Annotated in this window: 13 protein-coding genes; 3 read left to right on the top strand and 10 right to left on the bottom strand. The window is 39.2% G+C overall.

What is annotated here, in order from left to right; all coding sequences use genetic code 11:
• Nucleotides 1–72: 72 nt before the first annotated feature.
• From I9192_RS14115 to eat, 5 genes are all read right to left on the bottom strand, one after another.
• Nucleotides 73–3,144: a peroxisomal multifunctional enzyme type 2 gene (locus I9192_RS14115; protein WP_200149869.1), complete on the bottom strand. Its 3,072-nt coding sequence runs from the start codon at nucleotides 3,142–3,144 to the stop codon at nucleotides 73–75.
• Nucleotides 3,145–3,198: 54 nt separating this feature from the next.
• Complete coding sequence (locus I9192_RS14120; protein ID WP_004828905.1) at nucleotides 3,199–4,374, bottom strand: acyl-CoA dehydrogenase family protein; 1,176 nt, start codon at nucleotides 4,372–4,374, stop codon at nucleotides 3,199–3,201.
• 264 nt (nucleotides 4,375–4,638) lie between these two features.
• Complete coding sequence (gene eutC, locus I9192_RS14125; RefSeq protein ID WP_004828907.1) at nucleotides 4,639–5,454, bottom strand: ethanolamine ammonia-lyase subunit EutC; 816 nt, start codon at nucleotides 5,452–5,454, stop codon at nucleotides 4,639–4,641.
• A gap of 14 nt (nucleotides 5,455–5,468) precedes the next feature.
• Nucleotides 5,469–6,851: an ethanolamine ammonia-lyase subunit EutB gene (locus tag I9192_RS14130; protein WP_004828909.1), complete on the bottom strand. Its 1,383-nt coding sequence runs from the start codon at nucleotides 6,849–6,851 to the stop codon at nucleotides 5,469–5,471.
• Nucleotides 6,852–6,853: 2 nt separating this feature from the next.
• Complete coding sequence (eat, locus tag I9192_RS14135) at nucleotides 6,854–8,284, bottom strand: ethanolamine permease (RefSeq protein WP_004828911.1); 1,431 nt, start codon at nucleotides 8,282–8,284, stop codon at nucleotides 6,854–6,856.
• Nucleotides 8,285–8,585: 301 nt separating this feature from the next.
• Between eat and I9192_RS14140 the strand changes: the two genes are divergently transcribed.
• Nucleotides 8,586–9,404, top strand: a complete 819-nt coding sequence (locus tag I9192_RS14140) for a helix-turn-helix domain-containing protein (RefSeq protein WP_005032442.1) — start codon at nucleotides 8,586–8,588, stop codon at nucleotides 9,402–9,404.
• Nucleotides 9,405–9,426: 22 nt separating this feature from the next.
• On the opposite strand, the gene I9192_RS14145 is transcribed toward I9192_RS14140, so the two are convergent.
• From I9192_RS14145 to hemE, 4 genes are all read right to left on the bottom strand, one after another.
• Complete coding sequence (locus I9192_RS14145; protein ID WP_151801106.1) at nucleotides 9,427–11,358, bottom strand: Lnb N-terminal periplasmic domain-containing protein; 1,932 nt, start codon at nucleotides 11,356–11,358, stop codon at nucleotides 9,427–9,429.
• 162 nt (nucleotides 11,359–11,520) lie between these two features.
• Nucleotides 11,521–11,991, bottom strand: a complete 471-nt coding sequence (locus I9192_RS14150) for a DUF3015 family protein (protein WP_004828916.1) — start codon at nucleotides 11,989–11,991, stop codon at nucleotides 11,521–11,523.
• Between the two features lie 144 nt (nucleotides 11,992–12,135).
• Complete coding sequence (locus I9192_RS14155; RefSeq protein ID WP_010591166.1) at nucleotides 12,136–12,942, bottom strand: DUF817 domain-containing protein; 807 nt, start codon at nucleotides 12,940–12,942, stop codon at nucleotides 12,136–12,138.
• Nucleotides 12,943–12,963: 21 nt separating this feature from the next.
• Nucleotides 12,964–14,037, bottom strand: coding sequence for a uroporphyrinogen decarboxylase (hemE, locus tag I9192_RS14160; RefSeq protein WP_005032448.1), 1,074 nt, complete (start codon nucleotides 14,035–14,037; stop codon nucleotides 12,964–12,966).
• 272 nt (nucleotides 14,038–14,309) lie between these two features.
• Here hemE and I9192_RS14165 point away from each other — a divergent pair, with 272 nt between their 5' ends.
• Nucleotides 14,310–15,539 carry a L,D-transpeptidase family protein gene (locus I9192_RS14165; RefSeq protein WP_005032450.1) on the top strand — a complete coding sequence of 410 codons (1,230 nt, stop codon included), beginning with the start codon at nucleotides 14,310–14,312 and terminating at the stop codon, nucleotides 15,537–15,539.
• A 172-nt stretch (nucleotides 15,540–15,711) separates the two neighbouring features.
• Nucleotides 15,712–16,401 carry a pirin family protein gene (locus I9192_RS14170; RefSeq protein WP_005032452.1) on the top strand — a complete coding sequence of 230 codons (690 nt, stop codon included), beginning with the start codon at nucleotides 15,712–15,714 and terminating at the stop codon, nucleotides 16,399–16,401.
• Between the two features lie 100 nt (nucleotides 16,402–16,501).
• On the opposite strand, the gene I9192_RS14175 is transcribed toward I9192_RS14170, so the two are convergent.
• Nucleotides 16,502–17,254, bottom strand: a complete 753-nt coding sequence (locus I9192_RS14175) for a class II aldolase/adducin family protein (RefSeq protein ID WP_005032454.1) — start codon at nucleotides 17,252–17,254, stop codon at nucleotides 16,502–16,504.
• Nucleotides 17,255–17,319: the final 65 nt, after the last annotated feature.

The following is a 17,319-nucleotide window of genomic DNA, read 5'->3' on the forward strand; positions in this document are numbered from 1 at the left end:
ATAGTCCTGTGCTGATTGCCATTATCTGGATATCTGTAGTTGTATCTATGCAACGCTTATTTATTTTTAACTTCATATACGATCTGCTGTAGCCGCAAAACTGTCTGTCAGGATATGCAAAAATGCAGGATGCTGAATATATCGAATAGCACCCTCTACCATCAGCTCACCATGCTGATATAAATCACGTAAATCTCGTTGCTTTGAAACCAGTGCATAAAAATGCTGATCCGTTAATGTTAAAATCACATCAGCATTGGGATCATCACCTTGTTGCACAGTGCCATTGGCAAAGTCTATCTTCCAAGATTGCTGCGGTTCAGTAATATGAAACTGATAAACATAAGGTACTTCAGCATGTATTTGAAAACAGGTTTGCAACTTACTCAAAAATTCAGATGCTTTGGCTTGCTGTTTAGTTGTGGTCTGCTGATGAGAAGAAATCGAAGCTTGTAATGGTGCTTGACCTACTGCTACCCGTTGATCTCTTGCCTGAGCAATCAGTTTTTTATCCATATCCTGTAATATGACCAGTTTATTGGATGCCATCACATTTCCTGAAATTTTGAGCTGTCCGCTAAAAAATAACTTTTGCACATCAGCAAGCGAGCCATTAAATATAGTCTCTACATGTTGCTCATCCATTTCTAAGGTCACATCAGGGACAGCAATCTCCCCAGCACCTGCACCGCCCAAGTCATGTTTTAGGTCGATAAACCATGACGATTCAGGATGTTTAATCTTGAACTGAAATGTTGTATTCGTGCGTTCGACCATGTTTGGATGCGTATTGATATATTCATTTACAGCTGTAAAAACATCTGCAAGCGTAATCTCAAGATGCATAGCAGTTAAAGTATCTGAATCAGAAGCGGTTGATAAATGCTCTTTTGCCGTAGCCAAACGCTGCTTTTTAGCCGTTTCAAAACTTGAAGGATCAATTTTCTGTAATATCATGAGCTTATTCGATGCCATGACATTGCCAGAAATTTTTAATTGCCCCCCAAAAAAAAGTTTCTGTACATCAGCTAAAGTGCTTGTCACCACTGTTTGTAAATGCACTTCGTCCATTTCCAAGATGACATCTGGATGGGCAGTTTCACTTTGTATACATGAAGCAGGCGTATTCTTTAAATCCAACGTCCATATTGAATCTGGATTTTTGAGTTTGAATAAAAATTGGGTTTTAGTTTTATCCACCCACTCAGGATGTTGTGCGATTTGTTCTGCAATGACGTTAAATACATCTTCAGCGATTAATCGTGTTGGCTCAGATGAACTTTCTTGAGGGGTATCCGCTATTTTCTCTGAAGACTGTGCCATATCTGGAGCACGAACTTTGGCTTGTGGAATTTCGCTATACAATTCAACCGCTGCATTTTTGATGACGATCTCATTTCGCTCTTTGACCCATGTTTCAAAAATAATTTTAGTGTCAGAAATTTTCCACATCTTGGTCAATAGTGTATCTCCAGGATAAACACTTTTCGCAAAACGTACTTTAATACTTTTAAAATAGCGACCATCATTGTTGCTAAATGCTTTTATCACATGTCTTCCACTGAAACCAAAAGTACACAAACCATGCAAAATTGGACGATCAAAGCCAAAAGCTTTGGCAAAAGCTGGATCTGCATGCAATGGATTCCAGTCTCCTGACAAACGATACAATAGGGTCTGGTTGATATCCGTTTTTTCTTCTATGACAGCATCTGGTTCACGATCAGGGGCAATATTGGTCTCTAAAGAGTCACCGCGATCACCTCCCCATCCCCCAGCGCCGCGGACAAATGCTGTCATTTCGTTATAAATTAATTCTTCACCACTTTCATCTTTAGAAGAAATCGCAAAAGTAATCACTGCATTCGGATTTTTATCATAAGCAGTTTTTAATTTAAAGGTATGTGTTAATTTTGCATGCGGTGGCAGTGGTCGTTTGATCTCAGTATATTGTTCACCATGTAAGACCCGATCAAAACCATAATTCATGCCTGGCAAGGTAATACCCTGTTTAGCCATATTCAGCATGGCATTCATTTGGGGCATCACACCATAAGTCGGGAAAGCTTGAAATTCACTCCCCAACTCATAGACATAGGCAAGTTCTGAATGATCCAAAGGATTTTGAGCTGCCCCAATCCCTAATGCATACAAAGATAAATCACGTTCATCATAACTTGACTCAATTTCAAGTTGAGCTTTAGATGCGACATCTAAGTCAATAAATTCATTTCCCCCTAAGTTAGGATGTTGAATACCTTCAAGAATTGGGGTAAATGATTCTGTGGTTGAACTTGGGTGAGTGGATGTCGTGAAATCAGTAATTTTGTCCCACTGTCGGGCAACATCATCAACGCTCAATACATGCTGATTTGGAAAGACATAACCTTCACTGCGTTCCCAGCGTAGTTTTGCCATAAAACCTGCACCCACCTCAAATAAACCCTTCGTTTCTTTGCAGTTTTCATGAGCGAGCCAAGCAACCAAAGGACTCACAGCTTCTGGTTGAAGTAAGGCAAGCAAATCTGCTGGCATCACAGTTTCTGTCAAACGGGATGCTGCCAAAGGCGCAATTGTATTAACTAAAATATTTTTATTGCGTCCCTCTTCCGCCAAGCAATTGGCTAAACCCAGTATCCCCAGTTTGGCAGCACAATAATTTGCCTGACCAAAATTACCATAAATTCCTGCGGCAGATGTGGTCATGATGATTCGTCCATAACCTTTTTCACGCATAATTGACCATGCAGCATGAGATACACTTTTTGATCCATTTAAGTGTACCTGCATGATTAAATCCCAATCCTGTTCGGTCATTTTGGCAAAACTGACATCCCTTAAAATACCAGCATTATTAATCACAATATCCACTGTTCCAAAATGCGTTAAAGCTGTTTGCACAATCGCTTCACCATTTTCAACAGAATCATAATTTGCGACAGCCTCGCCACCGATTGCCCGGATTTCCTCGACCACTTTGTCTGCTGCAGTTGACGATTGACCAGAACCATGTGCACCACCACCAAGATCATTGACAACCACTTTGCAACCTCGGGCAGCAAGTGTAAGCGCATGTTGGCGTCCTAAGCCGCCACCTGCCCCTGTAACAATGGCAACACGACCATCAAAGCGTAATTCTGACATTTCGATTCCTTGACTGATATCTTGTTATTTTGAACAATGACTGTAGTTGTAATGCTAAATCGTACGTGAAATCAGTTCTTTCATAATTTCATTGGTACCACCATAAATTCGATTTGGTCGAATATCTAAATAGGCACGGGCAATAGGATATTCCAGCATATAACCATACCCACCATGAAGTTGCAGACACTCGTCTACTACTTTGCAAGCAAGATCGGAAACCCAGTATTTAGCGGTACAGGCAGCCTCTATAGACAATTCATTTTTTAAGACCAATTGCATACATTGATCAATATAGGTCCGTGCAATCTGTATCTCTGCGCGCATTTCGGCTAATTTAAACCGTGTATTTTGAAATACGGAAATCGGTTTGCCAAAAGCTTTGCGCTGCTTGGTGTATTCAACAGTACTTGCCAAGGCAAACTCTGCGCCTGCAGCACAAATGATTCCGATCATCATCCGCTCCCAAGCCAATTCTTTCATTAACATGATAAAACCCAAACCTTCCATACCGAGAAGATTCGATTTCGGAACACGAACTTGATCAAAAAAGAGTTCACAAGTATCTTGTCCATGCAAACCAATTTTCTTCAGTGGTTTACCTTTAGTAAAACCAGTACGACTTGCTTCGATAATCAGCAATGAAACATTTTGTGCTTCACTTTCCCCTTTGCCCGTTTTGACTGCGACAATAGCGATATCGCATAGGTAGCCATTGGTAATAAAAATCTTAGATCCATTGACGATATAATCGTCTCCATCTTCTATTGCAGTGGTCCGAATCGCTTGTAAATCTGAACCTGTTCCTGGTTCTGTCATTGCAATCGCTCCAATGACCTCACCCGTTGCCATAAGTGGCAACCATTGTTGCTTCTGCTGTTCATTTCCAAAATTATTAAGGTAATTCGCAACAATATCCGAGTGCAAAGCAAAACCCGAAGCTGAGTCACCTACTCTGGCTTGTTCTTCCATTAAAATCATTGAATATAATCGATCAACACCCGACCCTCCATATTGTTCTGGCATCGTGCAACACAACAAACCTAATTCTCCAGCTCTCTGCCATAAATGACGGTCAAGATGTTGCTGTGCTTCCCACTGTTCCCGATAAGGTGCAATTTCTGTTTCAAAGAAACGACGGGCTGTTTGACGAAATTGTTCATGTTCCGAATCAAACAACGTACGTGGAATCATGGCAGTCATCGGTTGGGGTATATTTAAAGCAGACATTTCAACTCCTTGTATTTATTTTTCTTAACAATTAGCAGTGAGTAGCTCATTTGATATTTACAATACGGACGTACAACTTGTTTTATTGTTTTATACTGCGCTCAGAGATTGTTCAATTGTATAAAGTTTCACCAAAGTATTGCACAGTGACGTTTTATGCCAAGATATTCCCTAAGGCTTTGCCAGAGAAGAAAAAAGCAATACCCAATAAGATTCAGGTATTGCTTGGTACTTAAAATTGTAATGAAAAAGTAATATTGACAATTAAAATAACAATTTGGGAGGCTGTTGATTATTTTGCAAAGGCACCACATGATCATCTTTTAAATCAACACCTGAAAGTTGTAATTTAAATGAATTTCGCATGAGTGCCATTAAACGCTGAGTTGCAATTTGAATGCTTAATCCCGCAGGTCTTACATTGGAAATGCAGTTTCGACCTGAGTCCAAACAGCCTTTCCGAGCTTTCCAAGTATAATAAATCCCCATACTATCAGGTGAACTTAAACCCGGACGTTCGCCAATCAACATAATTAGCATTGGGGCATTAAACGTTTGAGCTACTTCATCTCCTAAGGCAACTCGACTTCCTGTCGCGATCACAATCGGGGCAAGTGTCCATCCTTCAGCAACAATATGCTCCCGTAACGAGTTGATATAGGCAATTGCATTCTCCTCAATGGCACGTGCGGAAAGTCCATCACCTGCGACAATACATACATCATATTGTTGCGGATGGTCAGCCACATAATCGGTTAATTGCATTTGCGATTGTTCAGATAACTGACGTCCATAATCTGGGCGTTTTAAATAAATTTCTTTGTTTGTTGCCTTACTTTCGACCACGAGGCTTTGAAAGTTTAAATCCGTCAACTTGTGCTGCATATCTTCAATATTCAATTGATGAAAAACAGCATCTTTGGCTTGAGCATGTGACAGCTGAAAGTTAAGTAATTCTTGAGTCGGAATACTGCAGCCGACTCGCCCCATTGCAATTCGCGCATCGGTATATTGTTTGAGTTTGTGCCACGGGTCTTCATACAGACCATTAGAGAAGGTTTCAAATTTGGAGAGCTTCATGCTTGATGCTCCTTTTACGATAATAATTTAGCAAAATTTTTAGGCATACTATTCGGCCATTGAATCTGGCGTTGTTCTTGATGAAAAATGCCCTGATGATCTAACCAAGCTGAGAATTCAGGGGCAGGTTTTAAGCCCATTAACTGACGTAAATACAGCGCATCATGGAAAGAAGTGGTTTGATAGTTCAACATCACATCATCTGAACCGGGAATGCCCATAATAAAATTGATGCCTGCCGCACCAAATAAAGTTAACAGCACATCCATATCATTTTGATCTGCGTCGGCATGGTTGGTATAACAAATATCACATCCCATAGGCACACCGAGTAACTTGCCACAGAAATGATCCTCTAAACCGGCTCGAATAATTTGTTTACCGTCATACAAATATTCAGGACCAATAAAACCGACTACAGTATTAACCAATAAAGGATTGTATTTACGTGCGACAGCGTAAGCCCGTGCTTCAATGGTTTGTTGGTCTACGCCATGATGAGCATTACTGGATAAGGCACTGCCTTGTCCTGTTTCAAAATACATGACATTTTGACCAATTGTTCCCCTGTTCAGTGCCAAAGTCGCTTCATAGCCCTCTTGGAGCAAGTCGAGCGTTACTCCAAAACCATCATTTGCTAATTGTGTTCCTGCTATTGATTGAAACATCAGATCAATGGGAATATTTCTTTCTGCAAGCTGAATGCCTGAACTGATATGAGTCAATACACAAGATTGGGTTGGAATTTCATACTCTTGAATAATGTGATCAAGCAGTTTGAGCAACTCAGAGAGATTATGTAAGTTATCTGTGGCAGGATTAATGCCAATGACCGCATCACCATTCCCATACATTAAACCATCCAATAAACTTGCAGAAATCCCCAATACATCATCGGTCGGGTGATTGGGTTGTAAGCGTGTAGATAAATGCCCTTTCAAGCCAATCGTATTACGAAACTGTGTGACCACTTCGCATTTACTGGACACCAGAATCAGATCTTGATTGCGCATGATTTTACTGACAGCAGCCACCATCTCAGGTGTAAGCCCCTTGGCTAAATTTGCCAGTGTCTCAGCCGTTGCTTCTTCACTTAACAACCAATTTCTAAAGTCACCTACAGTAAAATGTGAAATTGGTGCGAACAAATCTGCACGATGCTCATCCATAATGAGGCGCGTAATGTCATCTTTGTCATAATCAATGACAGCCTCATTTAAAAAGGTTTTTAACGGGACTTCGGCAAGCGCCATTTGTGCCGCTACTCGTTCTGTTGCATTGCTAGCAGCGACGCCTGCCAATTCATCTCCAGAACGCAGCGGTGTCGCCTTTGCCATTAAAGTTTTTAAGTCTTGGAAAATAAATTGTTGCTGTGCAACATTGTGCCGATAAGCCATAGTTATAATTCCTGTTCTGCTGCCTTAATACTGGCAAACTCTTCTTCCGGTGTCCCTGAAATCAAATGATGGCGGCTATATACAAGAAAATACAGAATAAAGACCACATAAATCCCCAAAGCAATAAACCAAACTTTAGGATCAACAAGAAATCCTGCAACCACCGCAACAACCGACAAAATCAAAGCAATGCTTGAGGTTACAATCCCTCCTGGTGTTCGATATGGGCGATATACATCAGGTTGAGAAATGCGCAACTTAATATGTGCCATCATCATCAATACATATGAGATCGTTGCTCCAAATACTGCGATTAAAATCAGCAGATCACCCTGTTTGGTTAGTGATAATAAGAAACCGATAATGCCCGGTATAATTACGGCTAAATAAGGCGATTTGTTTTTATTGGTCAAAGACAACGAAGTCGGTAAATAACCTGCCCGAGAAAGTGCAAAAATTTGTCGTGAATAGGCATAGATAATGGAAAAAAAGCTTGCGATTAGACCAGCCAAACCGACAAAGTTAACAAAATTGGCTAACCAACCATGCCCATAAACTTTAACAAGTGCATCCACCAACGGCGCACCTGAGTCTTTCAATACACTTGCACCTGCTGCGCCAGCACTGAGAATTAAGATCAGAATAGCAAATGCAGCTAAAATTAACATGGCTCCAATCAAACCACGAGGTAAAGATTGCGCAGGATTTTTTGCTTCTTCCGCAGCCAATGGAACACCCTCAACTGCAAGAAAAAACCAAATCGCATAAGGAACTGCTGCCCAAATGCCTAAATAACCTTGAGGTAAAAAGCTGCTTGCACCTACTTTTGATGAATCAACTGCGATATCAAATAAATTCGCACTATTAAAATGGGGAACCATAGCCACTAAAAACACCACAACTGCAACGACGGCGATCGCAGTAATCACAAACATGATTTTAAGCGCTTCACCTGCACCTTTTAAATGAAGCCCCATAAAGACCAAATAACATATCAAATAGATGATCCACCCTCCAATACCAAAAAGGGATTCACAATATGCACCAATAAATGTCGCAATTGCTGCTGGTGCAATCGCATATTCAATCAAGATCGCAGTTCCAGTCAGATAGCCCCCAAATGGACCAAAAGCCATCCGAGCAAAACTATAACCTCCCCCGGCTGTGGGCATCATGGTCGACATTTCAGACATGGAAAGGCAGATGCATAAATACATAATGGCAGCAAGAACAACCGCGACAAACATCCCGCCCCAACCGCCTTGTGCAATCCCGAAATTCCAACCTGCAAAATCTCCTGAAATGACATAGGCAACACCCAAACCAACCAATAACAGCCAACCGACTGCGCCTTTTTTAAGTTCTCTTTGTGCAAAATAATCTTTGGAATCACCCGCCTTACCGACAGATAATGGTTCATTGTGATCGCTCATCATCGTTCCTTTTTAATTGCCTTTTCTTGTATAAGCAAAAAAAGTGCCTTTCCTTGGGTCACATCAATTTTTATTCATTTGTTTTAATCAGTGTTCTGTTTCTTCCGTTAAAACAGATTCAATTTCAATCTAACAAACAAAGGTAGGAAAAAAGTTGAAGAACATTTAAAAATAGAACTTGGACAAAACGATCATCAAGCAAAAATTAAAAGGAGTAAAAATACATAGTTGCTATTTATTTAATAAAATTAATATAGTATTTAGAATTTATACACAAATAAAGTGCAATGTGACCAAGACCATGGATGAAAAAACTGATGCTTTGAATCAAAATCTAAAACAAATACAGGAGGATTCACTTGCAAATCAAAAGCTAAGATTTGCGTTAATTGCCTGTAAAAATGACTTACTCAATACCGCATCATTGGCTTTAATTACGATACAAATTTGGGATATGTATAAAGGTTTGTTTTGGTGTACATCCCATCCGAGTCAATTGCCTTCACAACAACACATAAAGTATCCCTTTGAATCACAGAATGAATATGTTTACAAAGCTCCTATTTTCGATTTAAAAACTCACTATATTTATGGCGAGGTGATTTTATTTAACCGTTTTAAACAAGAAAATATTTTTGGACAATTGGCTGCAACGCAATGTGCGGAGATGATTGTACAAAAAATAAATCAAGAACCAATACCGTGTTTGTCCATCCAAGCTTATTCAAACCAATATGAAATAAAAATCAATCACCAGCCTGTACTTCTAACACCACGCCAATTTGAAATCATCTGTATTTTAATTCTCAATCCGATGGGCTTAAGCTTAGAACAATTACACCTTTATCTATATGAGGATGAAAATATCAGCCTCAACACACTAAAATCTGAAATTTCATATTTAAAAAATAAAGTTGGCGAATTGATCTGCGCCCGAACTTATCAAATTCAGGCTGAAGTTTTTGCGGATTTTAAACTACTCGAAGAAGCACTTGACGCAGGTTATCTCGATACAATCCGAGAGCTTGATCAAGGTGATTATTTTACAAAATGCAAAAGCCCTTTTTTACGCAAGTGGCAACAAATTCTTCGAATACGAATCCAAAACCTACTTGGATAATTTTTTCGATGATTGTAACTGCCTAAAAATAGTGAACAAAACCCAAACCGACTTTCTGCCAATCTATTTGATTTTGTTGTTGATATTCCCATTTTAGGTGCACACTATTTTGTGAATCTAGTGCGTATTGAAACAAGCTGTTCACCCGTAAATTCCACTGACTTGTATCTTGCCAATATGGCAATTCCACTTGAACTACACTATTCAGCCGATCCGACCAAATATTTTGACAACCTACAGTTGGACCTAATCCTAGCCGCCATCCCTTATCCAATGACTTTCCTGCTTGCAACTGAGTTTGCAACTCGGCATAACACAAATGTTTCCGATCATCATCCGCAATGGTATAACCAGACTGCGCTTTTGCACTCATGACACCATGTTGTTGTTGGTCTGTAAACTGCCCATTTTGAATTGCTTCTTGTTGCCAACCCAAAGTAAAGCCCCAGGTTATTGGTGTTTTAAAAGGTGTAATCGGGTTATACGAGTTCACTATGAGTAGATCAAGATGTTCGAGCTTTAAACGGTCATTTCGCCACTGCGCTGCACCATCTAAGAACTGTAATTGGGTCCCTATTCGGAAACCACCTTGTGGATCAGTTAAGTCATGATAAGCCTGTCGATGACCAAGCTCAGCATACTTATCTCCTTGAACCTCACCTACAGCAACTGACCATTTACGTGCATCATGCCCTTTGACGGGGTTAATCTTAGGTTCAGCGGGCGCTTGACGTTGCTTTGCAATTGAAATCTGACTACGCAACCCGAGCAATTGTCTAAAACGTGGCTGTGTATAGCCTGCATCGACTTGTCGCGCTACAAACTGTAAGTATAAATCGTCATACGCCATTTCTAAAATTTTAGCTCGATCTGCTTCATTATAGGCAGCAATCGCTTGTGGCATCTGTTGCGGTTCTAATGATGCAACTTCATGTGCTATCTTAGCTAGCTGATGACCATGCTGTTTGGCTTGCGAATTTAATTGTGTTTCTAATGCAGGGCGATACACCGTTTCTTGAATTAATCCTTGTTGATCAATTGCCTTAATGGTTTCAATCGGTATGGCAGCATAAGTAAATTTTTTTCGTAAATTTGAATCGGGACGAACAAGATCAAGTAAACCAAGCAATCGATAAGCGCAATTGTCACTGACAAAATAATAAGGAAAGCTGACTTTTTGCATTTCCCAAATATGTTTGACTAAAAATGCAGTTTCCTCTGGATTTAAATTGAGTTCATATTCCCAAAGATCCCTACTTTCAAAATCACCATATTCTTTTACTTTTCGATAATACGGCATTAATGAATATTCACCTGGATATTTTCCAACCAGACCTTTCCACGCATATGACCAGTTGTCTTCACTATTGACGGTGGCAGCATAGTTAATTGCATAAGATACCAAATTCAATTGCTTCTGATCTTTTGGATCAAGCCGAAGTAAGGTATGTCCAAACATTGAACTTGGATTTCCCATAAAATCCGTCGCATAGATCAAGGTGGCTTTATAAGGTTTAATTTGTCCAAACCATTGATCAAATTCCGGACAAGAAATAACAGGTAACTGTTGTTCAGTAATATTTAACTGCTGCATCAACCACTGGCTTCGGGCAGGAAATTTACAGCGTATAGATTGATTCGGATCCGCTGATTGAAATAGTGCTGAAATATCAGCATTCAGTTCATGTTGAATATTCTCTCGACCATCTGGAGCATAAAAATAACCTGAATAGCTGACTTCACTTTGATTGCGCTTTTTTTGATTTGATCCATGTTCAGCAGTGCCATCAGCATAAAGTAAACGTTTCCATGTTACCTGTTCAGCCAATTGTTTTTGTTGAGCTAGTTGCAAATAGTTCGCTAAGGTCTGTTGTTCTAATGTTGGTGTTTCTGCATGGGAATAAATGGTCAGTAATGTGCTGAATACGCTAAAACTAAGTGCTATGTATTTCATTCAATCATCAATTTATCATGGTTATAAAATGCGGTAATTATAAGTTGGGATCAACTCACGACTTTCCCTGTTTCATGTAGCTTATCTTGTTTCATTTTCAATCGTATATTGAGCAATAATTTTGAATAAAAAAACCCTGCACCAAAGCAGGGTTTTTCTGGCTTAAACGTAAGCTTTTAAAACTGCATCATTTGCCATCACTTGTTGAAGTGATGCCAATACTTGTAGAGAATTTTGATTTTCTACTGAATAGATATTGGCAAAGTTAGATTTAGCCACAGCATAGAAATGTGCCTTATCAGCATCTTTAACATTTAACAAAGATGCAAGTACAGTTAAGCTTTCACCTTGTCCTACAGCCATATCACGTGCCAGTGATTCAGAATTTTCATTCGTAAAAGTAACCACTTGCGCAGTCACTTTACCATTACCATTACAACCTAAAGTACCAAAAGTAATACCGAGTAATTGGTTAGTAAACAGCCCATTTGTGGTAGCTGCTAAAATTTTAGGCACTTTACCAGATTGACCAGCCCAAACTTGAGAACCCACACCACAACCGACGTCTGGATCAGCCATAGCAACACTAGAACCCGCAGCCAATACAGCAGCTAAAGCGATTTTTTTTAACATATAAGTCTCCAGAATTTTCATATGTATTATTTTTAATACAACATATGTGAATTGTTGTTTTGCAAACTATGCAACGGATGTTACACCCACGTAGATTTATCACATAAATTCAGATAAGCAAATCAAAATTTAATCACTTAAAAATTAATTTTTGTATTTTTTAAGTGACCAATCACCATTTTCCATTCGATTTCCCAAAATCTTAAGCACCAAGACCAAGCTTAAAAGTAGTAACAGATACCAAGAACCGAGTTTACCCCAACCCACCATATGCCATGCATCGACCTGACTCGGATACAACCATATTTTATAAAAAGTGCTGATATTCTCAGCAATCCAAATAATAAATGCCAAAATAATCAGCACAGGCAACATCGGAAGTTGTAATTCATGCTGTTGAAGTTTAAAACGAATTTGAGTCTTCCAGAAAATAACCACGCTCCAAATAAACAGTGCGTTACGAAAATCTGGAATAAAAAATTTACTCATAAAGTTGATATAAGACAACACAGCTAAACTCAGCATATTGCCAAAACGAGGTAAATTTAAAAATGAGACTTGGTATAAGCGCAATGATCGTGCAAAGAAACTTCCGACTGCTGAATACATAAACCCTGCAAACAAAGGCACAGTTAAAATTTTAAATACAGCAGGTTGCGGGTATTGCCAAGAAGCAATTTGCGGATGAGTCAAGAAAATTTCCATGCCCATTGCCATGATATGGAACAAAGCAATGACTTTAGCTTCTGCCCATGATTCTAATTTTAGATAAAGCAAACAGGCTTGAATAATGAGTGCATAAAACAAAAGATAGTCATAACGGAAAAAACCGTAAAACTCTTGGCTTCCCATTTTAGCCGTGATGATAAATGCGATCAGCAATAAAATACCAAATAAGGCAGCTGAAGCTGCCTTAGATAGAAATTCAAACAATGATTTAAAGTAGTTCATCATATGATTAATAACAAACACTTAGCCTAGATATTTCGCACTATAATCATGTACAGTATCAATAAATATTTTTGGATGATCAGGATCCACCCACTGGGTTATGCCATGACCTAAATTGGCGACATAACCTGTTTTTTCACCATTCGCATAGGCATCATCCAACATTGCCTGAGTTGCTTTTGCAATCGTCGCGGCTGAGCCATAGAGCGTTGCAGGATCTAAATTACCCTGTAATGCTGCTCGTCCATTCACTGTTTGACGTGCAACATTTAAAGGTGTTGTCCAATCTAAACCAAACGCATCTGCACCTGTCGCGATCATTGGTTCCAACCATTGACCACCACCTTTAGTAAATAAAATTACAGGCACTTTACGCCCTTCATTTTCACGTTTTAATCCAGCAACGATTTTTTGCATATACTTCAGTGAAAATTCTAGATATTCACGATGTGCTAATGCACCACCCCAACTATCAAAAATTTGAACAGCTTGAGCACCTGCCTCAATTTGGGCATTTAAATAATCAATTACGGCATCAGCGAGACGGTCTAATAATGCATGTAAGACTTCGGGTTGCGCATACATCATTTGTTTGGTGAATCGAAAGTCTTTGCTTGAACCACCTTCAACCATATAGGTAGCCAATGTCCAAGGGCTGCCTGAAAAACCAATTAAAGGCACTTGACCCGCCAATGCAGAACGAATAGTTGAAACTGCATTCATGACATAGGCAAGATCAGACTTGGCATTAAATTTGGGTAAGTTTGCGACATCTTGTGCTGTACGCACAGTTTTATGAAATTTAGGTCCTTCACCTGTTTCGAAATAAAGCCCTAAACCTAAAGCATCAGGTACTGTCAAAATATCTGAAAATAAAATGGCAGCATCCAATGCATAGCGGCGTAATGGTTGCAACGTCACTTCACAAGCAAATTCAGTATTTTTACAAAGAGAAAGAAAATCACCCGCTTGAGCACGTGTTTCACGATACTCTGGTAAATAGCGCCCTGCTTGACGCATCATCCAAACTGGTGTGGTATCTACAGGTTCACGCAATAAGGCACGTAGAAAACGATCATTTTTTAAGGTCGTCATTTACTTTCCCAATCAAATATTAATTTCGCACCATCATAACAAAAAGGTCCCACTGATATTCATTTCTTGAAAATTTTTCTCAATAAAGTTTTGAGCTTATTGATTTGAGCAGCAATTTTGTATACGAAAACAAAACAAAACTCATCTGGGACAAAAATGTCTATAGAAAAAAATGATTAACACAAAACAAATACTGCAACACCTTATAAATTCTGTAATACTTAAGCAGATTTTTAGTCATAAATTATGAATAATTCTTAAGGTTGATCTACATGTTCGTTCGCTCAATTCTTGCTTTGAGTTTAAGCTGTGTGTTAACAGGTACAGCATTTGCTGCATCTACAGCTGAGCAACCGCTAACGCCTAAAAAAGTTGCTGCTCCTGTTGAAGATCCTATCGATCCACTTGCCATTGACAGTTCTGCTTCAAGTGTAGAAGCACAGATCAGTCCGCAAGAGCAACAAGATTTGGACAAAGCAGCAAACACGCTACAGAATTTAGAAAAAACTGAGGATAAAACTTCAGATACAGCAATTTCGCCATCTGCACCACAAACTACGCCAGCGAAAACACCTACAAATCCGAATGCAGTTAAAGCATCTTGGACTTTAGACGGAATAAACAACGCTCAATGGTATGAAAATATTGGCAGAGGACAATTCCCTGTTTATGCACGTGCGCACGTCATGTTAAATAATGCTCACGCTTCTCCTGGCGCTATTGATGGTTCAAGTGGTATGAACACCTTGAAAGCCATTGCTTCATTCCAACAAATGAATGGTATTAAACCGACAGGTGAATTAACCAAAGAAACTTGGGATGCACTTGTGACTCAACAAGGCAACAAACCAGCTTTTGTTGAATACGCTATCACTGCGGAGGACTTAAAAGGTCCATATGCAAAATCAATCCCACATGATTATGCATTACAAGCAAAAATGCCGGGTTTGTACTACACACGTGTTACAGAAATGTTGGGCGAAAAGTTCCATATGGATGAAGATTTCTTAAAGAAACTTAATCCCAAAGCGAACTTCAACAAAGTTGGCGAAAAAATCATTGTTACCAATATCCGTAACGAATTACCTGAAAACATTCATTTGATCGTTGCGCATAAAGGCGCCAAACAGTTGTATTTGTTTAATGCGCAAAACCAAATGGTTGGCTCGTTCCCTGCAACCATTGGTAGTTCAGATACTCCGTCACCAACAGGTACTTATAAAGTAACTGGTGTAGCACGTAATCCGTGGTACAGCTACTCACCGAGCAACTTTGTACAAGGTAAAAACTTGAAACCACTGTCATTACCACCTGGTCCTAATGCACCTGTAGGTAATATCTGGATTGGTTTAAGCAAAAAATCATTCGGTATTCATGGTACACCAAACCCATCTGCGATTTCTAAGACTGCATCGCATGGTTGTATCCGCCTAACCAACTGGGATGCAAATGATCTCGGTAAAAAAGTGAAATCAGGTGTTACCGTTAAGTTCCTTGAATAATCAAAGACTTTAACCGTATAGAACCAGTGCTAATGCACTGGTTTTTTATTTAAAGTACCTGTTAAACAGCGTTGCAAAAACAAAACAATGTGTTGTAATTTCATTATTTCATCTCAAATATTTAAATATTAAACTCAACTCATGTTAAAAAATAAAGAATTGGAGATTTGAGATGAATACTTTTTTACATCACAGCGAAAACCGTGGTCATGTCAAAATGGGCTGGTTGGACACCAAACACAGCTTCTCATTTGGTAGCTGGTATGACCCAAAATACATGGGCGTCGGTTCATTACGTGTGATCAATGATGATACGATTGCCGCACACAATGGTTTTGGTACTCATCCTCACGACAATATGGAAATCTTGACCTGTGTATTGAAAGGCACAATTTCACATAAAGACAGTATGGGAAATGAACGTCATATCAATGCAGGTGAATGGCAATTGATGAGTGCAGGTACTGGTGTACAACACAGCGAAATTAACCAAGGTGATGAAGCTGTTCATATGCTTCAAATCTGGGTAATTCCAAATGTTCGTGATGCTGAACCGAATTATCAACAAATCGAACGTGATCCTAAAAAATCACCGAATGAATGGCAATTGATTGTTGGTCCAAATGATGATGCTCCAATGCACATTCGTCAAAATGCTGAAATCAAAGCAGCGTATTTGGAAAAAGATCACAGCTTAGACGTTAAAGCGACTCAAAAATTTAACTATGTGCATGTGATCGAAGGTGAGATTGATATTGCCGGTCAAGTACTGAAAGCAGGCGATGCTTACTTATTTGATGAAGATTCAACACTCACTGCACATGAAAACAGCCAATTTATTTGGTTTGATTTAAACAGTTAATCCTGCTGAAATAAAAACCTCCATATGCAATATATGGAGGTTTTTTTATACTATTTCAAAACTGCCTATTCAGCTCAAGATAGGGCGAGTACTCCCCCACTCAACGACAATAATCCTTTTTCTGATCTTTGATCAATGATAATGCAGCATTCCAAGCTGCACAGATAATCGGTTCAGCAGCTTCACTTTCAAATTGCTTCACAGTATATTCTGAAACCTCTTTACTCGGATAATGTAACTTTGAACTACTCATGGCTTTAATCTGAATCTGACAGGCACGTTCAAGAAAATAAATTTCATGAAATGCTCGAGCTATGCTATTCCCTGTTGCCAATAAACCATGATTGCGTAAGATCATACAACGATGCTCACCAAGGTCTTTAACTAAACGCTCACGTTCTTCGGTTGAAAAAGCAATCCCTTCATACTCATGATAGGCAATATTGTTATAAAACTTCAGTGCATGTTGAGACAAAGGCAATAACCCTTTTTCTTGTGCAGAAACGGCAATACCATCTGCTGTATGGGTATGAATCACACAGTTAATCTGATCATTGGCATGGTGTAAGGCAGAATGAATCACAAATCCAGCAACATTGACCATCTTACCTTGATCACCTTTCGCCACGATATTGCCTTGATGGTCAATTTTGACCAAATCAGAAGCAGTCATTTGATCAAAAGTCACGCCATAACGATTAATCAGAAAATGATCAGATTCATCGGGAACGCGTAAACTGATATGTGTATCAATCAAATCTGTCATTTTAAAATATGCAATTAAACGATACAGTGCTGCCAACTGGCAACGTGCTTCCCATTCTGATTTTTGCATATACTTTGGTCGTTTCATCCTAAAATCCTTTTTAGTATCGATTGATCGTTATTCATTTTTAACCAGTGTTCCACCACGATACA

Source organism: Acinetobacter bereziniae (genome assembly GCF_016576965.1).
Classification (GTDB): domain Bacteria; phylum Pseudomonadota; class Gammaproteobacteria; order Pseudomonadales; family Moraxellaceae; genus Acinetobacter; species Acinetobacter bereziniae.